The organism is Streptomyces sp. CNH287, assembly GCF_000424825.1.
Map to the genome: position 1 here is coordinate 124,309 of NZ_AUKQ01000017.1, position 20,908 is coordinate 145,216.

18 protein-coding genes and 1 pseudogene are annotated in these 20,908 nt (G+C 72.6%); 7 read left to right on the top strand and 12 right to left on the bottom strand.

Features of this window, described 5'->3' with window-relative positions; all coding sequences use genetic code 11:
• Positions 1–35 precede the first annotated feature (35 nt).
• Both H299_RS34945 and fahA read right to left on the bottom strand, forming a co-directional pair.
• Entirely contained in the window at positions 36–551 is a 516-nt protein-coding gene (locus tag H299_RS34945) for a hypothetical protein (protein ID WP_158692354.1), read from the bottom strand.
• A gap of 121 nt (positions 552–672) precedes the next feature.
• Positions 673–1,881, bottom strand: coding sequence for a fumarylacetoacetase (gene fahA, locus H299_RS0118670; protein ID WP_027749638.1), 1,209 nt, complete (start codon positions 1,879–1,881; stop codon positions 673–675).
• 262 nt (positions 1,882–2,143) lie between these two features.
• Between fahA and H299_RS0118675 the strand changes: the two genes are divergently transcribed.
• The 5 genes from H299_RS0118675 to H299_RS0118695 all read left to right on the top strand — a co-directional run bounded on the left by H299_RS0118675 (position 2,144) and on the right by H299_RS0118695 (position 7,449).
• On the top strand, positions 2,144–3,154 hold the full coding sequence (locus tag H299_RS0118675; protein WP_027749639.1) for a polyprenyl synthetase family protein: 1,011 nt from the start codon (positions 2,144–2,146) through the stop codon (positions 3,152–3,154).
• A gap of 300 nt (positions 3,155–3,454) precedes the next feature.
• A complete protein-coding gene (locus tag H299_RS0118680; RefSeq protein WP_027749640.1) occupies positions 3,455–4,744 on the top strand; it encodes a DUF2092 domain-containing protein in 1,290 nt (429 codons plus the stop codon).
• Positions 4,745–4,826: 82 nt separating this feature from the next.
• Complete coding sequence (locus H299_RS0118685) at positions 4,827–5,780, top strand: ABC transporter ATP-binding protein (RefSeq protein WP_051262615.1); 954 nt, start codon at positions 4,827–4,829, stop codon at positions 5,778–5,780.
• A complete protein-coding gene (locus tag H299_RS0118690; protein ID WP_027749642.1) occupies positions 5,767–6,747 on the top strand; it encodes an ABC transporter permease subunit in 981 nt (326 codons plus the stop codon). The genes H299_RS0118685 and H299_RS0118690 overlap by 14 nt, the downstream gene beginning before the upstream one ends.
• A gap of 195 nt (positions 6,748–6,942) precedes the next feature.
• The gene (locus H299_RS0118695) at positions 6,943–7,449 is read left to right on the top strand and encodes a phospholipase (protein ID WP_027749643.1); all 507 of its coding nucleotides are present in this window, start codon (positions 6,943–6,945) and stop codon (positions 7,447–7,449) included.
• Between the two features lie 82 nt (positions 7,450–7,531).
• Here H299_RS0118695 and H299_RS0118700 read toward each other — a convergent pair whose 3' ends face one another.
• Positions 7,532–7,981, bottom strand: coding sequence for a VOC family protein (locus H299_RS0118700; protein WP_027749644.1), 450 nt, complete (start codon positions 7,979–7,981; stop codon positions 7,532–7,534).
• A gap of 101 nt (positions 7,982–8,082) precedes the next feature.
• On the opposite strand from H299_RS0118700, the pseudogene H299_RS40515 reads away from it, so the two are divergent.
• Together H299_RS40515 and H299_RS38455 are read left to right on the top strand one after the other, a co-directional pair.
• Positions 8,083–8,568 (top strand): annotated as a pseudogene (locus H299_RS40515) (CGNR zinc finger domain-containing protein); the annotation flags it as partial.
• A 180-nt stretch (positions 8,569–8,748) separates the two neighbouring features.
• On the top strand, positions 8,749–9,177 hold the full coding sequence (locus tag H299_RS38455) for an SRPBCC family protein (RefSeq protein WP_486587338.1): 429 nt from the start codon (positions 8,749–8,751) through the stop codon (positions 9,175–9,177).
• 53 nt (positions 9,178–9,230) lie between these two features.
• Here H299_RS38455 and H299_RS0118710 read toward each other — a convergent pair whose 3' ends face one another.
• The 9 genes from H299_RS0118710 to H299_RS0118750 all read right to left on the bottom strand — a co-directional run bounded on the left by H299_RS0118710 (position 9,231) and on the right by H299_RS0118750 (position 20,705).
• The gene (locus tag H299_RS0118710; protein ID WP_027749645.1) at positions 9,231–10,562 is read right to left on the bottom strand and encodes an AAA domain-containing protein; all 1,332 of its coding nucleotides are present in this window, start codon (positions 10,560–10,562) and stop codon (positions 9,231–9,233) included.
• Positions 10,559–12,064, bottom strand: coding sequence for a hypothetical protein (locus H299_RS0118715; RefSeq protein WP_027749646.1), 1,506 nt, complete (start codon positions 12,062–12,064; stop codon positions 10,559–10,561). Before H299_RS0118715 ends, H299_RS0118710 begins: the two co-directional genes overlap by 4 nt.
• Complete coding sequence (locus H299_RS0118720; protein WP_027749647.1) at positions 12,061–13,197, bottom strand: hypothetical protein; 1,137 nt, start codon at positions 13,195–13,197, stop codon at positions 12,061–12,063. Before H299_RS0118720 ends, H299_RS0118715 begins: the two co-directional genes overlap by 4 nt.
• A gap of 9 nt (positions 13,198–13,206) precedes the next feature.
• Complete coding sequence (locus H299_RS34955) at positions 13,207–14,100, bottom strand: hypothetical protein (protein ID WP_486587331.1); 894 nt, start codon at positions 14,098–14,100, stop codon at positions 13,207–13,209.
• Positions 14,101–14,141: 41 nt separating this feature from the next.
• Positions 14,142–15,164, bottom strand: a complete 1,023-nt coding sequence (gene rarD, locus H299_RS0118730) for an EamA family transporter RarD (protein ID WP_027749648.1) — start codon at positions 15,162–15,164, stop codon at positions 14,142–14,144.
• Between the two features lie 169 nt (positions 15,165–15,333).
• Positions 15,334–16,449, bottom strand: coding sequence for a 2-oxoacid:ferredoxin oxidoreductase subunit beta (locus H299_RS0118735; RefSeq protein ID WP_051262616.1), 1,116 nt, complete (start codon positions 16,447–16,449; stop codon positions 15,334–15,336).
• The gene (locus H299_RS0118740) at positions 16,442–18,358 is read right to left on the bottom strand and encodes a 2-oxoacid:acceptor oxidoreductase subunit alpha (RefSeq protein ID WP_078512854.1); all 1,917 of its coding nucleotides are present in this window, start codon (positions 18,356–18,358) and stop codon (positions 16,442–16,444) included. The genes H299_RS0118735 and H299_RS0118740 overlap by 8 nt, the downstream gene beginning before the upstream one ends.
• Positions 18,359–18,589: 231 nt before the next feature.
• Positions 18,590–19,249 (bottom strand): response regulator transcription factor, encoded by a 660-nt coding sequence (locus H299_RS0118745; RefSeq protein WP_027749651.1) that lies wholly within the window; start codon positions 19,247–19,249, stop codon positions 18,590–18,592.
• 91 nt (positions 19,250–19,340) lie between these two features.
• The gene (locus H299_RS0118750) at positions 19,341–20,705 is read right to left on the bottom strand and encodes a sensor histidine kinase (RefSeq protein WP_078512856.1); all 1,365 of its coding nucleotides are present in this window, start codon (positions 20,703–20,705) and stop codon (positions 19,341–19,343) included.
• Between the last annotated feature and the right edge of the window lie 203 nt (positions 20,706–20,908).

Sequence of the window (20,908 nt, forward strand, 5' to 3'; positions counted from 1 at the left end):
CGTACCGCTGTGTGCGGGGGTTGGTGAGCGGTGGGTCAGCCGGGGGGCAGGTCCGGCAGGTTCGCCATGTCGTCCTTGCTGAAGGTGCTCTTCTTCCCGGACGCCCAGGTGACCTTGAGCGTCTTGCCCTGGAGGCTCTCCACGGTGCCCTTGGCGTAGTCCGAACTGCCGTCCGCGCACGTCAGGTCCAGCCCGAGCGGCTGGGTGCCCTCGTCCAGCTTGCCCGTGCAGGTGGTCGAGCCCGCGAGCATGACGTCCCCCTTGGCGACGGCCAGGATCAGCAGGCCCTTGTCGGCGTGCAGCGCGTCCGTCGACCAGCTGCCCTCCAGGGCCGAGGCCGACACCTCGCCGGTGCCGTCCTCCTCCGCGCTCTTGTCGTCGCCGCTCTTGTCGTCCCCACCCGGGTCGGACGGCGCGGAGGCGGACTTCTCCGGTGCCGCCTCGTCCCCGCCGTCCCCGCCGTCCCCGTCGCTGCCACCGCAGCCGCCGACCAGCAGGGCGGCCACCAGTGAGGCCGCTCCGGCCGTCGTCCTTCGCGTTGACGTGCGCACGTGCCACTCCTCCGTAGACCCGGCGACCTGGACCGGCCGCGGACACGTCAAACTAACAGGCCCCGTCCGCCGGACCCCGGGACGGGAACCCGGCCGTCCGCTTCGTCCGCCCCCGGGCCGCTCAGCTCGCACCGGCGGGCTCGATCCGCCCGGTCACCTCGCCCAGGCCGATCCGGGTGCCGCCGGGGCCGGGCGCCCAGGCGCTGAGCACCACCTCGTCCCCGTCCGCGAGGAAGGGGCCCTTGCCCGCCGTCAGCTCCAGGAAGCTGCCGTACTGGTCCGGGTCCGGGCCGCTGACCGTGCCGGACGCGTACAGGTCGCCGGTGCGCAGGGAGGCGCCGTTCACCGTCAGGTGGGCCAGCTGCTGGGCCGCCGTCCAGTACATCGAGGAGAACGGCGGCTCGGCGACCGTGGCGCCGTTGAGCCGGACCGTGATCCGGATGTCCAGGCCGCCCGGCTCGTGGCCGGAGGAGTCGCCGTCGTCGAGATAGGGCAGCAGCGGCAGGTCCCGGGCGGGCGGCGCCGTACGGGCCGCGTCCAGGGCGTCCAGCGGGGTCACCCAGGGGGAGACGGACGTCGCGAAGGACTTCCCGAGGAAGGGGCCCAGGGGCACGTACTCCCATGCCTGGATGTCCCGTGCGGACCAGTCGTTGAGCAGGCAGACGCCGAAGACGTGGTCCCGGAAGGCGCCTTGGCCCACCGGCGCGCCCAGCGCGGACGGGGTGCCGACCACGAAGCCGACCTCGGCCTCGATGTCCAGCCGGGTGGAGGGCCCGAACAGCGGTGACGGCTCGGCGGGCGGCTTGCGCTGGCCGGTGGGGCGTACGACCGGGGTGCCGGAGACGACCACGGTGCCCGCGCGGCCGTGGTAGCCGATGGGCAGGTGCTTCCAGTTGGGCGTCAGGGGCTCGCCGTCCGGGCGGAAGATCCGGCCGACGTTGGTGGCGTGGTGCTCGCTGGCGTAGAAGTCGACGTAGTCGGCCACCTCGAAGGGCAGCCGCAGGGTCACCTCGGCGAGCGGGCGCAGCAGCCCCGCCGTGGTCGCGCGGTGCGCGGGGGCCGTCAGCCACTCGCGCAGCTCGGCGCGCACGGCACGCCAGACGGGGCGGCCGGCGGCCATCAGGGGGTTCAGCAGGGGCCGCTGGAGCAGCGCGGCGTGCGGGGAGCCGAAGGCCGCCGCGGCGGCGCCCGCGTCCAGCACGTGCGCGCCGTAGCGGACCCCGATGCGGGGGTGGTCGGGGGCGTCCGCCGTGGTGTAGAGGCCGTAGGGGAGATTGTCCGGTCCGAAGAGGTCGTCTCCGGGGAGATCGAGCGCGGTCGCGTCGGTCATCTGTGGTGCCTCGCCTTCGAGGTCGTCGCCGGTCAGGGCCGGGAACAGGTTACGGCCTCGCGCCGCTGGGAACCCGGGGCGAGGCCGCCGGAGCCGGGGGCGCGGCGGGTGCGGCGGGCGGTGCGGGCCGAGAGGGCTGTGCGGGTGTCGGGAGCGGTGCGCCCGGAGGTACGCGGGGGTAATGATCGACAACCGACCGGCTACCCTGCCAGGGATGGTGGCATCGATGCATCGGCAAGCGGCGTAGACAGGAGTACCCCTCGTGACCGTCGGCGGGACTTTCGGGCTGAGCATGCGGGACCAGGCTCTCGAAGCCGATGTCCAGGCGGGGTTGGCGGCCGTCGAAGAGGGGCTTTTCGAGGCCACCAAGAGCGATGTGCCGTTCATAACGGGAGCTGCTCAGCACCTCGTGCGGGCCGGGGGGAAGCGCTTCCGGCCGCTGCTGGTGATGCTGGGGGCGCAGTTCGGTGATCCGCACGCGCCAGGGGTGGTGCCGTCGGCGGTCGTGGTCGAGCTGACCCACCTGGCGACGCTCTACCACGACGACGTGATGGACGAGGCCGACGTCCGCCGGGGCGTGCCCAGCGCCAACGCCCACTGGAACAACTCGGTGGCCGTGCTCACCGGCGACTTCCTCTTCGCGCGCGCCTCGCACATCCTGGCCGACCTCGGCCCGGAGGCCGTGCGTATCCAGGCGGGCGCCTTCGAGCGGCTGGTCACCGGCCAGATCATGGAGACGGCCGGGCCGCAGGACGGGCAGGATCCGGTCGACCACTACCTCGAGGTGATCGGCGGCAAGACCGGCTCGCTGATCGCCGTCGCGGGGCGCTTCGGCGCGATGATGGCGGGGGCCGACGAGCGGACGCTGTCGATCATGACGCAGTACGGCGAGCGGATCGGCGTCGCCTTCCAGCTGGCCGACGACGTGCTGGACATCGCCAGCGACTCACGCGAATCCGGCAAGACCCCCGGCACCGACCTGCGCGAGGGCATCCCGACCCTGCCCGTGCTGCACCTGCGCGCCCAGGCGGCGGCGGGTGGCTCGCCGGAGGACCGGGCCCTGTGCGAGCTGCTGGACGGCGACCTGACGGACGACGCCCGGCACGCGGAGGCCCTCGCGGGCGTACGGGCGCACCCGGCGCTTGCGCAGGCACGCAAGGACACCGTCCGCTACGCGGACGAGGCGCGGGCGATGCTGGCGCCGCTGCCGGACGGGCCCGCGCGGGCGGCGCTGTCGGCACTGTGTGACGCGGTGGTGCACCGGGCGGGCTGACCGCTTCCGCCCGGCGGCGCCTGGCCGGCCCGGCGGCGGGCGGTCGGTGGGCGGTCGGTCGGCGGGCGCCAGACGGCGGCCACGGATGGCGGAGCGCCGGACTGCCGACCGGCGGATATCGGGCCGGTCCGTGTCATCCCTCGGGAGTACATGGACTTGCCCCCCTCGTCTGACGCCATGCCGCGCCCGATTTGGTCCCATGGAGTCACCATCCTCCACCGGTTCGGGTGACAATGGCGGCAAGGGGATGGACGAGTGCGAGGTACAGGACCGCCGCCGACATGGAGGTAGGGCACACACATGGCACAGATCCAACCGAGCAGTCCGAACAGGTCGGGCAGGAAGGCGATGCGGTACGGCGTACCGGTCGCTGTCGCGGGGGTCGCTGCCGCCACCATCGGGCTTGTCCCGGCGCTGGCCAGCAGCGGTGACCCGGACCTGCCGAAGATCACTGCGGAAGAGCTCGTCGCGAAGATCGCCGAGTCGGACGTCGACCAGGTGTCCGGCACCGTCAAGGTCAAGACCGACCTCGGGCTGCCCGCGCTGCCCGGCTCCTCCGGCGGCGGCGACCGCGGTGGGCCGTTCGGCGGCGACCGCGGCCAGGACGAGGGCGACAAGGGCGGCGGCAAGGGCGAGGGGTCCGAGGCCGCGCCACAGAAGAAGCTCATGGAGCTGGCCTCCGGCGAGCACACTCTGCGGGTCGCGGCCGACGGGCCCGACAAGCAGCGCGTCTCGATCGTCGAGGACGCGGCGGAGTACAGCGTCATCCACAACGGCAAGGACGTGTGGACGTACGACAGCGCGTCGAACTCGGTCATGCACGCCAAGGCACCCGCCGGGGCGGGCAAGGGTACCGGCAAGCAGGGGAAGGCTTCGGGCGACCTGGCGGACCTGACCCCGCAGGAGGCGGCGAAGCAGGCGCTGAAGGCGGTGGACAAGACGACCTCGGTCTCCGTGGACGGCACCGCCAAGGTCGCCGGGCGGGACGCGTACCAGCTGGTGATCAAGCCGAAGGCCGCCGCCGACTCCACCGTCGAGTCGATCCGGATCGCGGTCGACGGCGACAACGGCACACCGCTGAAGCTCACGCTCAACCCGAAGGGTGGCGGCAAGTCCGTCATCGACATCGGCTACACCAAGGTCGACTTCGGCAAGCCGGACGCGAGCACCTTCGACTTCAAGGCGCCGAAGGGTGCCGAGGTCACCGAGCAGAAGCTCGGCGGCGAAGCGGAGAAGCGCGGCCAGGACTGGTCGAAGGAGGGAAGGGGCGGAGCTGACGGCCTTGAGGGCCTCTCCGGTCTCGAGGTGCTCGGTGAAGGCTGGAACACCGTGGCCGAGATCGAGCTGCCCGAGGGCGCCCTGACCGGCGCGGGCGGCCCCGGTGGCCAGGACGCCAAGGAGGGCATGGACTCTTCGATGGCCAAGAGCCTGCTCGACGGGCTCACGGACGAGGTCACGGGCGACTTCGGCACCGGCCGGGTCTTCGAGACCAAGCTGGTGAACGTCCTGCTCACCGAGGACGGCAAGGTCTACGCCGGTGCCGTCACCAAGGACGGTCTCGTCAAGGCTGCCAACCAGTCCGCGAAGTAACCGGGACTCACCCACCCTTCGCCGCTGCCCGGCCTCGTGCCGGGTGGCGGCGAAGGTCCTACCACGGGAGCATGGGATCACCATGACGGACGCGGCCGAAGCCGTTGTCGAGACGAGTGGGCTCAGCAAGCGCTTCCGGGGCGGCCAGTTGGCCGTGGACAGCCTGGAGCTGACCGTGCCCCGGGGCAGCGTCTTCGGCTTTCTCGGGCCCAACGGCTCCGGCAAGACGACGACGATCCGGATGCTGCTCGGCCTGATAGAGCCCTCCGAGGGCACCGCCCGGTTGCTGGGCCAGCCGATGCCGCACGCGGCCGGTCGGGTCCTGCCCCAGGTGGGCGCACTGATCGAGGGGCCCGCGCTGTACGGCTTCCTCTCCGGCCGGGACAACCTCCTCCGCTACGACGCGGCCGACCCCACGGCCGACCCCCGTACCCGCCGGGCCCGGGTGGCCGAGGCGCTGGACCGGGTCGGCCTCGCGGCGGCGGGCGGCAAGAAGGCGAAGGCGTACTCGCTGGGTATGAAGCAGCGGCTGGGGCTTGCCTCCGCGCTGCTCCAGCCGCGTCAGCTGCTCGTCCTGGACGAGCCGACGAACGGGCTGGACCCCCAGGGCATGCGCGAGATCAGGACCCTGGTGCGGGAACTGGCCGACGACGGCATCACGGTCTTCCTTTCCTCCCACCTCCTGGACGAGATAGAGCAGGTCTGCACGCACACGGCGGTGATGAGCCGGGGACGGCTGATCACCCAGGGGACCGTCGCCGAGATGTCCGCAGGCGCCCGCGGACGTCTCGCCGTCACCACACCGGACGGGGCCGAGGCGGTGCCCGTCCTCAAGGAGCACGGGGTGACCGACGTGACCGTCGACGGTGAGCGCGTCACCGGAGAGCTTCCCGTCACGGAGCCGCCCGAACTGGCCGACCTGAACGCGGCGCTCGTACGAGCCGACGTCCGCGTGCGGGCCTTCGGCGTGGAGAGGGCCTCACTCGAGGACATATTCGTCGCGCTGACCGGGGAGGGTTTCGATGTCGCGGGCTGAGACCGCACTGAGCGGCACGGGCACCGGCGAGCAGGGCTCGCGGCCCCCCGCCGGGCCCGCCAAGGGTCCCGCGGGCACGGCCCCCGGCCCGGCGGAGGGCGGCCAGGGCGCGGCGGGCGCCGTACGCCAACGGCTCAGGCCGCTGGGCCTCTTCCGCAGCGAGCTGGTCACCACCTTCCGGCGCTGGCGGACACTCTCCTTGCTCCTGGTCCTGATGGTCGTGCCGATCCTGGTCGGCATCGCGGTCAAGATCGAGACGAGCGACGGCGGTTCCGTCGGTGACGGAGGGGGCGACGGGCCTGCCTTCATCGCCCAGGTCACCAACAACGGGCTCTTCCTCGTCTTTACCTCGCTCGCCGTCACCCTGCCCTTCTTCCTGCCCATGACGGTCGGGATGATCGCCGGAGACTCCATCGCCGGTGAGGCCGCCGGAGGCACCCTGCGCTATCTGCTGGTCGCCCCCGCCGGACGGACCAGGCTGCTGCTGGCGAAGTACGCCACCACCGTCGTCTTCTGCCTGGCCGCCACGCTGGCCGTAGCCCTCTCGGCGCTGGCCGTCGGAGCGCTGCTCTTCCCCGTCGGCGAGGTCACACTGCTCTCGGGCACCTCCGTGTCGTTCGGTGAGGGGCTGCTGCGGGCGATGCTGATCGCCCTCCTGGTGGCCGCTTCGCTGCTGGGACTGGCCGCGATCGGACTCTTCATCTCGACGATGACCAACAGCGGTGTCACCGCCATGGCCGCCACCGTCGGGCTGCTGATCACCGTGCAGATCGTGGACACCATCCCGCAGTTGGACGTGGTGCACCCCTATCTCTTCCCGCACTACTGGCTGTCCTTCGGAGACGTCCTGCGCGACCCGGTCTACTGGGACCCGGTGCTCAAGAACCTCGGCCTCCAGGCTCTCTACGTCGCCGTCTTCGGCTCCGCGGCCTGGGCCCGCCTGACCAACAAGGACATCACCGCCTGAGCCGCGCCGGACCGAGAGCGCCTCCGCACCCGGAGGTGCCGTTCGGCGCGATGTCATGGAGGTGACGGCGATCTGACAGAGCTTTGGCGCCTTCGGGCTGGACACTGAGTGGGCTCTCCCGGCTCCTGCCGGGGAGCGACACCCTTCGTCCTCGCAGCCGCTCGCCGGGCTGCTCCCCCCAACCGGAGGTACCGGATGCGCCGTCAGCTGATCACCGGCCTGTCTGCCGCGGGCTTCGCCCTGGCCGTCACGGCCGCTCTCGCCACTCCCGCACAGGCGGCTCCTGCGGATAAGCTCCAGGTCATGTCCCACTGGACCCAGACCAGCGCCAGCAGCCAGAACGCCTTTCTGAGCGCGCGCGCCAACCAGGGGAAGTGGGCCGCCTACGGCTTCAACTGGAGCACGGACAAGTGCAGCAGCTCTCCTGACAACCCCTTCGGCTTCCCCTTCGAGAGGTCCTGCATCCGGCACGACTTCGGCTACCGGAACTACAAGGCCATGGGCCGTTTCGACGCGAACAAGTCGCGCATCGACAGCGCCTTCTACGCGGACCTGAAGCGCGTGTGCAACGGCTACTCGGGCGCGACCAAGACGTCCTGCAACGGCCTCGCGTGGACCTACTACCAGGCCGTCTCCGTCTTCGGCGTGTCCGCTGCGGACGCGTCGGCGAAGCTGGACCAGGCGGCGCAGCCGGTGGGCTGACCGCACGGCGCACCGCCGCAGGACCCCGATGCCTGTCCGAAGTCCCCGGCCGCCGCCACCCGGCAGGCGGCCGGGGACTTCGCTACGCCACACAGAACTCGTTCCCCTCCGGGTCGAGCATGAGAGCCCAGGTGCCTCCGTGCTCCTCCACGGTCCGGACGAAGGTGGCGCCCAGCTTCTCCAGCCGGGCCACCACCGCCTCCCGCTCCCCCGGCCCCGCGTGGACGTCGACATGCAGGCGGTTCTTGCCCGACTTGGGCTCGGGCACCAGCTGGAACAGCAGTCTCCGGCCGAGACCGACCCCGCTCTCCTCCTCGAACGGATCGTCCGGATGGCGGGCGGCGGCACCCGTCACCCAGTACTTCCGGCCGTCGACCTCTCTGACCAGCGACTCGTCGACCACGCCGAGGCCGAGCAGGCGCTCGATCAGGGCGCTGTTGTCCTCCAGTTCGTATTCCAGCGCGGCGGCCCAGAAGGCGGCCTGGCGGTACGGATCGGCCGAGTCGATCACAAGCTTCCAGCCCAGTGCCATGAGGGGTCCTTCCGTCGCGGGCTTCCCAGTGGGGCGTAACCAGTTATAGTGGTTACGTGAGTGAGCCTGCAACTGGACTGATCCTTCAGTCACCCGAAGGAGTGCCCTACCGATTCGACCCGGGCGCGCTGTGCCTGGAGTTGCTGATCACCGGTGGCCCAGGCGCCCTGGCCCGGTTCGAAGTGCTGGTCAAGCCGTACGCCCTGGCCGTCTGGGCGGCGCGGTCGCGGCTTCGGCCGCTGCCCGAGGTGGAGGTGACGCAGCTGGAGTTGGCCGCCGCGCGGACGCTGCGCGACGCCGTGCTCGCGGCGGCCCAGCGCCGGGCACACGGCGCCGAGCCACGCCCGGAGGACCTGGAGCGGGTGAACGCCGCCGCGCGAGCGCTCCCGCTCACCCCCCAGTTCGAGCCCGCGGAGCCGGGCGTGCGGACCTGGGCCCGGCCGACCACGGGCGAGCAGCTGCTCTCGACGGTCGCGCGCGATGCGATCGAGCTGTTCACCGGGCCGTACGCGCACCGCATCCGGGAGTGCGAGGCGGGCGACTGCCAGCTGCTCTTCGTGGACACCTCGCGGCCGGGCCGCCGCCGCTGGTGCTCCATGGAGCGCTGCGGCAACCGGCACAAGATCCGCGCCCTGCGCGCCCGGCAGGAGGCGCGGGGCGAGCGGGACGAGCAGGCTGAGCGCAGTGGGCCGGAGAAGCACGAGCGGGAGAAGCACGAGCCGGAGAAGCGCGAGCCGGAGAAGCGCGAGAAAAGGGAGAGGGAAGAGGTGGATTCCGTGCGCAGCGTCGGGCTGACTCAGGACGCCGGCTGGGAGATCGGGGTGTCGAAGACGCTGCCGCTGCCACCCGGTCAGGTGTGGTCCTTCCTCAGCGGGCCCGAGGGGCTGGCCCTGTGGCTGGGTCCCGGTGTGACCTTGCCCCGGGAGAAGGGCGGCGCGTACGAGACCGCCGATGGGACGGCGGGGGAGGTGCGTGCGTACCACCCGGAGGACAGAATCAGGCTCACCTGGAGGCCCCCCGGCTGGGACCACGACACCACCGTGCAGGTCGCGGTGACGGCGGCCCGGGGCGACGTGCGGAAGACAGTGCTCCGGTTCCATCAGGAGCGGCTGGCGAGCGCCGACGAGCGCGAGCGGCAGCGTGCGCACTGGAAGCAGGTGATGAGCAACGTCGCAGCCGCGCTCGCTCCGGCCTGACCCGGACGCGGCACCCTGCGGCCGGCCCCCCGGCCCTCAGCCCCCAGCCCCTCTCAGCCCGCCGTCCGGTGCCCCGGGCGGTCGAGGTGGTCCAGGACGATCTGGTGCGCCCGCCAGCCGTCCGGGAACTTCGGCGGCACGTCGAGGTAGACGGGCCGGTTCGAGGGGTGCCGGTCGAGGAGTTCGCGGATGCCCGCGCGGGCCACCACGACGCAGGCGTGGCGGTGCCGCGAGAGCAGCACGCACAGGCGGCCGGTCTCCAGGTGGAAGGCGCTGGCGTCGGCCCGCCCGGAGAGCGGGTGCCACACGAGGGTCACGTCGAACTCCCGGCCCTGGAGCTTGTTGGCGGTGTCGACGGTGACGCCGTCCAGCTGCGGGCCGAGGTCCCGCAGCGCGGCGCGTACGGCGGCGGCCTGGTCGTTGTGCGCCGTGCCGACGGCGATCCGCTCCGGGACCACCTTGTCCCCGTTGGCCAGCGCGCCGCGCTGGAGCAGCCGGTCGGCCGTGGTGGCGAGGGCGTCGGCCACCTCGGGATCGGTGCGCAGGGTGTGCCGGGAGGGGAGTTGGAGGTATCCCCAGCCGGTGGCGGCGGCGCGGGAGAGGACGTCGTCGGCCGGGGTCCCCTCCAGTGCCGCCGTCTCCAGGGTCAGCACGCGGTCTCCGTGCCGGGTGCCGGAGGTGAACGGATAGAAGGGGTAGAACGCCCGCTGCACGAGGGGCGCGGCGCTGGCGGGCAGGCGCCAGGAGACGGGGAGTTGCCGGGTGGGCATGCCGGGGTTGTGCGCGAGGCTGACGTCGACGGCGTTCAGCAGCGGGTTCCAGGTGAGTCCGGCCCAGCGGTCCGTCTCGACGGTGGCGAAGGGGTCCAGCTGGCCCGGATCGCCCACGAAGAGGGCGTGTGTGAACAGCGGCGCCGTGCGGAGGACGGCGTCGGACCGCATCTGGTACGCCTCGTCGACGATGGCCCAGTCCCAGGGATCGGTCTTCACGTGCGCCCACTTGGCCGCCGTCGCGATGACGACGGGCAGCGCGCGCAGCGGCCCGATCCGGTCCCCGCCCACCACGTTCCCGTGCCGGGTGACGCGCTCCGGGAGGTCGAAGCCCTCCTTGTGCAGGCGCCCGATCCGCAGGCCGGGGTGTGCCCCGGCCATCCGGTCGGTCAGGTCGTCGACCTGTTCGTTGGTCTGCGCGATGATCATCACCGGCCGGTCCTGCGCCGCCAGATGGCCGGCCGCCCGGACGACCAGCGTCGATTTTCCCGCGCCCGGCGGTGAGTTGACGACGATGCCACGCTGGTCGGTGTGGTCCAGGTCGTGCAGCACCTGGGCGACGGCGGCGTCGGCCCGCTCGCCCGGTGTCACTGGCGCGGCCGTCTCCGCCGTCACTCCCAGGTCTCCTCTGCGTCGTCGTGGGTCGGTTCGTACGGCTGGGGCGGGCCGCCGTGCGTCCAGGGCGTGTTCTCGTCGTCGGGGATCTGCGCGGGGACGACGTACTGGCCCAGGGTCGTGTAGCAGAGCCGCTCGCCCAGCTCCGGGATCGTGCCGGGCGGGGCCGGGGGCTTGCGCTTGCCGCCGAAGCCGCCGCACAGCTGGATGTCCGTCTCGAAGCCGCCGCCTGCGGGGTCCTCCCGGATCGCGAGGATCTCGGCCCGCTGCCCGAGCCGGTCCGGACTGCGTACGGTCTCGCCCTCGGCGAGCGGCGGCTGCTCCGCCGTGCGCAGGGTGACGGTGGGCCGGAAGAGCGCCGAGCGGCCCCCGTTGCCGACCATGCGGTCCGGTTCCCGTGCGGTCACCGTGCCGGTGAACGCCGCGCCGCTGAGCTCGTACTCGGCCATGACCAGCGGGTCGTCGAAGGCGCGTTCGCTCTCGTAGCGCGCCACGGCGTCCTCCAGCCGGGCCAGCCGCCGGGCGGCACTCGCCGCGTGGTCCCGGCGCGGCTGAGGCCATCCCGATTCGTCCAGGTAGGCCGCGTAGCCGCTGAAGAAGGTGCGGTCCAGCGCCCGGCGCTCCGCCACGTGTCCGCCGGGCGGCAGGGCGCGCAGCAGTTCGATCCCGCGCCACATGAGGCGCCAGGTGGGCGCGAGCTGGGAGCGCAGCTCGGCCTCGATGACGCGGCCGATCGCCTCGCGCGCCCGTTCGCCGGTCTCCGCGCCGTAGGCGGTGACCAGTTCGCTGAGCGTGCGGTCGAACACCGGGTCGGTGGCGGGCCCGGCGGGCGGGTGGCGCGCGGGGTCCTCGGCCGCCCGGGCGGCCTGTGCGCCGGTGAGCCCGGCGGGCGGGTCGATCCAGCCCAGCAGCGCCGCCAGCTGGGCGTCCTCGGTGGGGCTCTGGCCGGTCGCCCAGTGTGCGCCGAGCAGCCCGGTCATGCTCAGCAGCGTGCTGGAGCCGGGGAACTCGGCTCGGTCCGCGGCCCAGGTGAGCCACTTGCCCAGGGCCGGCACGGAGGCGGGCACCGCGTACGGCCCGTCGGTGCGGCGCAGCCGGGTGGACCGTCCCAGCAGCCGGGCGAAGGCGATGCCCGCCTGGTTGGGGACCAGGATCTGCGGGGCGCGGGTGAAGCGTTCGCGGACCTCCCTGGGACGGCCCGCCTCGTAGGTCTCCGTCTCCGCACGGCATCCGTCGATGTACGGCAGCAGCAGGTCGGCGAGTTGGGCGGCGAAGCGGAAGCGCTGGTCGCGGTCGCGCGGCTGCGGCACGGTCAGCAGTACGGGGTCCTCGGGCCCGGTGCCCGCCATGGCGGCCAGCGGCGCGCACGCCTCCCCGGCGAGGGCCAGCGGGATCAGCACGAACGGCGCCTTCGCCAGATGCTGGTGGCGGACGGTGGTCAGCCGTTCGGCCTGGCCCGACGCGGCGGCGCGCAGGGTGGCGACGGTCTTCAGCAGGCTCACGCGGCGCCGCCTCCTCGCAGGTCCCGCAGCTGGGCCGCGCGGCGCAGCAGGGCCGCGAGCCGGGCCTGGTGCGGGTCCGGCTCCCGGGTGCCGTTGATCAGCCCGAGCGCGGCATGGGTGGTGGTGACGCCGGGAAGGTCGTTGCGTACGCCGGTGCCCAGGTGGGCAGGGTCGCCCGTGGTCTCCGCCTCCGACCGGCAGTAGCGGGACATCTCGCAGAAACTGAGGCAGGTGGGGGCGTAGGCGGCGTCGAGTGCGCCGACCGAAGCGGTCAGCTCCTCGGCGGTGCGCCGGGGCGCGCCCGCGCTGTCGTCGGCGAGGTCGAAGGAGGCGTCGGCGGGCAGCACGTCGGCCAGGTCCTGGGCCCGGCGGAGCCTGCCGAGCTGGAACTCCACGGCGTCCAACTCCTGGCGCAGGTCCAGCAGCCGGCCGTAGGGCCGGTTGGAGAAGTCCTTCGGGCAGACCAGCAGGAACTGGTCGGCGACCGCCTCGGCGGGCAGCCCGGCCCGCAGGAACGCCTGGCGCAGCGCGAGGACGTGCACGGCGGCCTGCTTGACCGTCTCGGCGGTCCTGGCCGGGTCGGCCTGCCCGTCGATGGCCGGGAAGGAGCGGATCTCCACGAGGTAGAAGCTGCCGCCGATGCGGTGCGTGAGGACGTCCGGCTCCAGGTAGGCGGTGCGGCCCGCGACGTCGAGGGTGAGCAGCGGGTGGTCGAGGATCAGCCGGTCCTCCGCGCCGGACGCGATGCGCTCCAGCAGCCGCTGCGTCTCCCGGGCGCGTACGGCCGGTGCGGCGTTTCCGGCCACCTCACTCAGATCCGCGACGGCCGCCTCGGTCACGGGGGCGGCGAGTTCGGCGCGCAGCAGCGAGATCAGCTCGGCGTGGCTGCCCCATCGCAGGAGCGAGGCGAAGGCCGCTTCGCGGGCGAGGGTGAACGGCGACTGGCCGAACCGCGGTTCGAAGCCGATACGGGTCGCGAGCAGCGCCTTGTCCACCCCGGCGGCGTCCAGGACGGCCCGGCGGGAGCAGGCCGGGTTGGCCGTCAGCGCGGTGAGCTTGCGCGCCGTGTACGGTTCGGGACCGGCCGGGCCGCGCAGGCGTGCGAGCGGGTCCTGGGGCTCTTGCGGAAGCATCGTCTCTTCTCACGAGGGGCTGGTGCGGCGTGGCGCGGGTCGCCCGGCGGGCGACCCGTCCCCGGAACCGGAGCCGGAACCGGTGTCCGTTCCGGGGTGGACGATGCCCAGCGTAGAGACCCCGAACAGCCGCTGTGCGGCGGTGAGCCGGTCGCGGGCGCGGGCCGCCGTCTCCGCACGCTGCTTCTCGTCCGCCGAGCGGTGCACCCGCGCCTCGGCCAGGGCCGCGGCGGCGACCGCCGCCGGGTCGGGCTCGTCCGTCTCCGTCTCCGCCTCCGCCTGTTCGCCGTACGCCCCCGGCACGTTGAGGGCGAAGCGGCGCAGGAGCCGCCGGGCCGTCTCCGAGGGCGCGTGCCCGGTGGCGCGCAGGCGCGCGACCGCTTCCGCGAGGCGCCCGGCGTGGACGAGGAAGTCCGTACGCGGGCTCAGCGGGCCGACGACCCGGCGCTCCAGCGGCCAGGAGGAGAGGGCGAGCAGCCCCCGGGCGGGCACCAGCCGGTCGTGGGTGAGCGCCGCGCAGACGTAGTACGGCCGCGCGCCGTTCTGGGCGAGGTGGGCGCGCTCCTCGTCGCGGCGCAGGGAGGCGAGTCTGGGGGCGGGGAGCGGGTCGTGGAAGAACGCCTCGTGCACCGAGGAGATCAGCTTCGGCGACGCCGGGGCGCCGAGCAGGGTCAGCGCCTGCCCGGCCTGCTCGCGGACGGGGAGCGCGTCGGCCGGACGCGCGTCCGCGGGCGCCGCCGCGGTCTCGGCCGCCTCCAGCGCGGCGTGCCAGGCGGCTTCCGCCGCCCGCAGTTCGCCGCGGGCGCGGGCCAGCCGCTCCTTGTCCCGGGTGCGCACGGCCTCGCGCACGGCTGCCCGCAGGACCGTCAGGCGGGCTTCCCACTCCTCGTACGACGCGGCCATCGGCGCACTCTAGCGGAGCGCCCGCGAGGTCCGCCGTTCCCCTACGGGGCGCCGGCCATCGGCGGTGCTTCGCGCGCCTCGCGCGCGCCCGCCTCGGCCGCGCCCGCCTCGGCCCGGGCTGCCTCGGCAGCCGCCGCCTCGGCCCCGGCCGCAGCCGCCGTCGCCCGCAGTGCGGCGCGCCCCCGGTGCGCGTTCCGCAGCGCGTCCCAGGTGAGCAGGCACAGCGCGGCCCACACCAGCAGGAAGCCCGCGAGCCGCTCCGGGGGCATCGGCTCGTGGAAGACCAGCAGCCCGAGGACGAACATGAAGGCGGGCGCCATGTACTGGAGCAGCCCGATGGTGGACAGCGGCAGCCGGACGGCCGCCGCGCCGAAGAAGATCAGCGGTGCCGCCGTGGCCAGCCCGGTACCGGCCAGCAGCAGGGCGTGCCCCGCGCCGTCCGTGGTGAAGGTGGCGTCGCCCCGGGCGCTGAGCCAGATCAGGAAGCCGAGAGCGGGCAGGAACTGGATCGAGGTCTCGGCACTGAAGCCCTCCAGCCCGTCCAGCTTCACGTGCTTTTTGAGCAGGCCGTACGTCGCGAAGGTGATGGCGAGGCCGATGGACAGCCAGGGCACCTGGCCGTACCCGACGGCCAGGACCACCACCGCCGCCACCCCGATCCCGACGGCGGACCACTGCACGGGCCGCAGCCGCTCGCGCAGCAGCAGCACGCCGAAGGCGATCGAGACCAGGGGGTTGATGAAGTAGCCGAGCGACGCCTCCAGGACGCGGTCGTCGGTGACGGCGTAGATGAACATCGCCCAGTTCGCCGAGATGACGGCCGTGGCCAGGGCGATCAGGGCCAGCTTGCGCGGCTGCCGCAGCAGCGGGCGTATCCAGGACCAGCGGCGGGCCAGGGCCAGGATCAGCAGCGCGGTGGGCAGCGACCAGAGCATGCGGTGGGCGAGCATCTCGGTCGCGCCGGTGGATTCGAGCAGGTGCCAGTAGAGCGGCAGCAGCCCCCACAGCCCGTACGCCACGAACCCGTAGATCAGCCCTGTACGGGACTCGCTCGTCTGCTGCATCGGGAGCCCTTCTGTCGGTGCTGACCCGACGAAGGTAACGCGCGACCACCCCGGCTGTCATTTCCGTATTGCGTGGACGGTCATGACATCCGGGGTGGCCGTGGTGCGTGTGCGGCGCGTGCGGTGCGGGCGCCCCAGCGTGGTGCGTGTGCGGCGCTGCGCGGTGCGGTCAGCCGACGACCGTCCAGGTGTCGCGCCCGGCCAACAGCGCCGCCAGGTCGCCCTTGCCCTGCTGCTCGACGGCCTGCTCCAGCTGGTCGGCCATGCCCTGCTCGTACACCGGCCGCCGCACGCTGCGCAGCACGCCGATGGGCGTGTGGTGCAGCGTGTCCGCGTCGGCCAGCCGGGAGAGGGCGAAGGCGGTGAGGGGCGACGGCGCGTGGGCGTCGTGCACCAGGATGCCGTCGGTGCCGTGCTCCGCGACCTCGACGATGCGCAGCTCGCCGGTGGCCTGGTCACGGATGACGCCCTTGCCGCCGAGGCCGTCCCCGCCGTCCTCCGCGAGGAGGGGCTGCCCGAAGCGGATCGGCTCGCCGTGCTCCAGCCGGATGACGGCTTCCTGCGCCTGCTCCTTGTCCTTGAGGACCTCGAAGGCGCCGTCGTTGAAGATGTTGCAGTTCTGGTAGATCTCCACCAGCGCGGTGCCCGGGTGGTCGGCGGCGGCTCGGAGCACCGAGGTGAGGTGCTTGCGGTCCGAGTCGACCGTACGGGCCACGAAGCTGGCCTCCGCGCCGAGCGCGAGGGAGACCGGGTTGAAGGGGGCCTCGAGCGAGCCCATCGGTGTGGACTTGGTGATCTTCCCCGCCTCGGAGGTCGGCGAGTACTGCCCCTTGGTCAGCCCGTAGATCCGGTTGTTGAAGAGCAGGATCTTGAGGTTGACGTTCCGCCGGAGGGTGTGGATCAGGTGGTTCCCACCGATGGAGAGGGCGTCGCCGTCGCCGGTGACCACCCAGACGGAGAGGTCGCGGCGGGCGGCGGCCAGGCCCGTCGCGATCGTCGGCGCGCGGCCGTGGATGGAGTGCATCCCGTAGGTGTTGAGGTAGTACGGGAAGCGGGAGGAGCAGCCGATGCCGGAGACGAAGACGATGTTCTCCTTCGCCAGCCCCAGCTCCGGCATGAAGCCCTGCACGGCGGAGAGCACCGCGTAGTCGCCGCAGCCGGGGCACCAGCGGACTTCCTGATCGGACTTGAAGTCCTTCATCGACTGCTTGCTCTCGGCCTTCGGGACGAGCGCGAGCGGGCTACGGCCCCCGTCGGCCTCCGGCCTCATAACCTGCTCAGCCATGGGTGATGGTCTCCTTGAGCGCGTTCGCGAGTTGTTCCGCCTTGAACGGCAGGCCGCGGACCTGGGTGTACGACTGCGCGTCGACGAGGTACTTGGCGCGCACCAGGGACGCCAGCTGCCCCAGATTCATCTCGGGCACCACGACCTTGTCGTAGCGCGCGAGCACCTCGCCGAGGTTTCTCGGGAACGGGTTGACGTGCCGCAGATGGGCCTGCGCGATGCGGTCCCCGCCGCGCCGGACGCGGCGCACGGCGGCGGTGATCGGCCCGTAGGTCGAGCCCCAGCCGAGCACCAGCACCTTGGCCGGACCGTCGTCCCCGCTGCCCGGGTCGTCGACCTCCAGGTCCGGTACGGCGACCCCGTCGACCTTCGCCTGCCGGGTGCGCACCATGAACTCGTGGTTGGCCGGGTCGTAGGAGATGTTGCCCGTGCCGTCCTGCTTCTCGATGCCGCCGATCCGGTGCTCCAGACCGGGGGTGCCGGGCACCGCCCAGGGCCTGGCCAGGGTCTGCGGGTCGCGCTTGTACGGCCAGAAGACCTCGGTGCCGTCGTCCAGCGTGTGGTTCGGCCCCTGGGCGAACTGGACGCGCAGGTCGGGCAGCTCGTCCAGTTCCGGGATGCGCCAGGGCTCCGAGCCGTTGGCCAGGTAGCCGTCGGAGAGCAGGAAGACAGGGGTGCGGTAGGTGAGGGCGATACGGACGGCGTCCAGCGTGGCCATGAAGCAGTCCGCCGGGGTGGCGGGCGCCACGATGGGCACCGGCGCCTCGCCGTTGCGCCCGTACATCGCCTGGAGGAGGTCCGCCTGCTCGGTCTTGGTGGGCAGGCCGGTCGAGGGGCCGCCGCGCTGGACGTCGATCACCAGCAGCGGCAGCTCCAGCGAGACCGCCAGCCCGATCGCCTCGGACTTGAGGGCCACGCCGGGACCGGAGGTGGTGGTCACGCCGAGCGCGCCGCCGAAGGCGGCACCGAGGGCGGCGCCGATTCCGGCGATCTCGTCCTCGGCCTGGAAGGTCCGTATGCCGAAGTTCTTGTGCTTGGACAGCTCGTGCAGCACGTCCGAGGCGGGCGTGATCGGGTACGAGCCGAGGAAGAGCGGCAGATCCGCCTGCTGGGCGGCGGCGATCAGTCCGTAGGACAGCGCCAGGTTGCCCGAGATGTTGCGGTAGGTGCCCGGCGGGAAGGCCGCAGTGGCCGGGGCCACCTCGTAGCTGACGGCGAAGTCCTCCGTGGTCTCGCCGAAGTTCCACCCGGCGCGGAAGGCCGTGACGTTGGCCTCCGCCAGCTCCGGCTTCTTGGCGAACTTCCGTCGCAGGAACGACTCGGTCGACTCGGTGGGGCGGTGGTACATCCAGGACAGCAGGCCGAGCGCGAACATGTTCTTCGAGCGGCCCGCGTCCTTGCGGGACAGGTCGTAGCCCTTGAGCGCCTCGACGGTGAGCGTCGTCAGCGGCACGGGGTGGACGCTGTATCCGTCCAGCGAGCCGTCCGAGAGCGGGTCGGTGTCGTATCCGACCTTCGCCATGGCCCGCTTGGTGAACTCGTCGGTGTTGACGATCAGCTCGGCGCCGCGCGGCAGGTCGGCGATGTTCGCCTTGAGGGCCGCCGGGTTCATCGCCACCAGGACGCTGGGTGCGTCGCCCGGCGTGAGGATGTCGTGGTCGGCGAAGTGCAACTGGAAGCTGGAGACGCCGGGAAGCGTGCCTGCGGGGGCACGGATCTCGGCGGGGAAGTTGGGAAGGGTCGACAAGTCGTTGCCGAAGGAGGCCGTCTCCGAGGTGAAGCGGTCCCCCGTCAGCTGCATGCCGTCGCCGGAGTCCCCCGCGAACCGGATGATCACCCGGTCCAGACGCCGGACCTCTTTCTCGCCTGGCGGCTGCTCCCCGGCTGGGCTACTGACCTGGCTGGTCACAGTGATTCAGACCTCCCTCGAGGCGATGGCTCGATCCCCATCGTACGTGGTAAGGGTCGCCATACTGTGCTACTTCACAGACTCAACGCCGCACTTGAACAGGCACTACAGGCCGCTATGCACCCTTTTGTCACCCCTGTGGCCGCGCCCTGAGTCCCACGTCACACCGATGTGCCCCAGGTCACTGCCGTGTCGCAGTTGACGTACGGCGGATCGTGGAAACCGGCTTCATCAAGAGTTGAGATACCGCAGCACGGCGAGCACCCGCCGGTGGTCCCCGTCGCTGGGGGAGAGGCCGAGCTTCAGGAAGATGTTGCTCACGTGCTTCTCCACCGCGCCGTGGCTCACCACGAGCTGCCCGGCGATCGCGGAGTTCGTACGACCCTCCGCCATCAGCCCCAGCACCTCCCGCTCACGCGGGGTCAGCCCGGCCAGCACGTCCTGCTTGCGGCTGCGGCCCAGCAGTTGCGCGACCACCTCCGGGTCGAGGGCGGTGCCGCCCTTCGCCACCCGTACGACCGCGTCGACGAACTCCCGTACCTCGGCCACCCGGTCCTTCAGGAGGTAGCCGACCCCGTGACTGGAACCGGCCAGCAGCTCCGTCGCGTACTGCTCCTCCACGTACTGGGACAGCACCAGCACGCCCAGGCCCGGATGCGCCGCCCGCAGCCGCACCGAGGCCCGTACGCCCTCGTCGGTGTGCGTCGGCGGCATCCGCACGTCGGCGACCACCACGTCGGGCAGCGCGCCGGCCTCCGCCAGCTCGGCCACCGTCTTGACCAGCGCCTCCCCGTCACCCACCCCGGCGACGACCTCGTGCCCGCGATCGGTGAGCAGCCGCGTCAGCCCCTCCCGGAGCAGCACGGAATCCTCGGCGATGACCACACGCACTCTGTCCTCCACGTTTTCCGCCCCCCGGCTCGCGATGAGATGCCTCAGCATCCCACGGGAGTCCGGGGGCGAAGACGCCTCGGGAGAGCCGTTACGCGTCGCGCCAGGGCAGCTCGGCGGTCAGCGTGGTCGGGCCGCCCGCCGGCGAGTCCAGCAACAGCAGCCCGTCGACCGAGTCCAGCCGCTCCGCCAGCCCCGCCAGCCCGGAGCCCGCGTCCGCCCGGGCACCGCCCTTGCCGTCGTCCGTGACCTGGAGCATCAGCCGCTCCCCGGTACGCCACACGTCCACCGTCGCCCGGCCGGCCTGGGCGTGCTTGCTGATGTTCTGGAGCAGCTCGGAGACCGTGAAGTAGGTGATCCCCTCGATCGCCTGCGCGGGCCGCCGGTCCAGCTCCACCTGGACCCGCACCGGGACCGTGCAGCGCGCCGCGACCGCCGACAGGGCGGCGCCCAGGCCGCGGTCGGTGAGGATGGCGGGGTGGATGCCGCGGGCGAGGTCGCGCAGCTCCTGGAGCGCGATCTTGACCTCGCCGTGCGCCTCGTCGACCATCTTCGCCGCCGCTTCGGGGTCCTCCAGCAGCTTCTCCTTCGCCAGGCCCAGATCCATGGCGAGGGCGACCAGGCGGGCCTGGGCGCCGTCGTGCAGGTCACGTTCGATGCGGCGCAGGTCGGCGGCGGCCGTGTCCACCACAGCGCCCCGGTCCGACTCCAGCTCCCACACCCGGGTGGCCAGCCGGGACGGCCCCAGCAGTCCGGCCAGCAGCAGCTTGTCGACCTGCGTCAGGCCCACGAAGATCCACGGGGTGAGCAGCACCAGCACCAGCCCGCCCCCGGACGCGAGGGCGAGGTCGCTGCCGGAGTCCAGGTAGTGGCTCTCGCCGTTGTTCTCCCACAGCTCCAGGCCCGGCTGGTTCGTGTAGGTCGGGAAGACCCAGTGCCACGCGGGGTAGAGCAGCATCCCCCAGCCGTACACCCAGAAGACCAGCGAGACGCAGAACGAGAAGACCGCCCAGGGGAAGTGCAGCAGCGTGTAGAGCAGGCTCCGCCAGGACACGCCGCTCCGGAACAGCGCCCCCACCCAGGCCATCATGCCCCTGCCGCGCTGGAGCGCCCGTACGGGCTCGGGCTCCGCCACGTCGAACCGCAGCAGGCCGCGGGCCCGTGCCCGCTCGAACCGCCCGATCCCGCGGCACCCGGCCAGCCCCGCCGCCAGCACCGGGACCCCGAGGAAGGTGATCAGCAGACCGGCGCCGAGCGAGACCATCGTCACGGTGAAGACGAAGCCGAAGATCGCGATCGGCAGCCCGATCAGGATGTAGAGGAAGGCCCCCCAGGTGCGCCCCGAGACGGGCGCGCGCAGCATCTCCACCAGCCAGTGGCGCTGGTACGTGCGCGTCGGCGCGGGCTGCGGAGCCTGCGGAGGGCCGTACGCCGGAGCCGTGGCCGTGGGTCCCATGATTCCTGTCCTTAGGTCCGTCGCGCACCCGCCGTACGAGAGGGCGGAGGCGCTTCCTGTGAGCTGTTTCCAGCATCCGTCGGCGGGAGCGGCCCGGCCATGGAGTCGGTCGGTGTCTTGAAGAGGGGGTTTTCCCCACCCCGGGCGGGGGCTCAGGGCGCCCGGGGTGGGGTGCGTCACGCCCCGGGCCCCGGCCTGGCTCC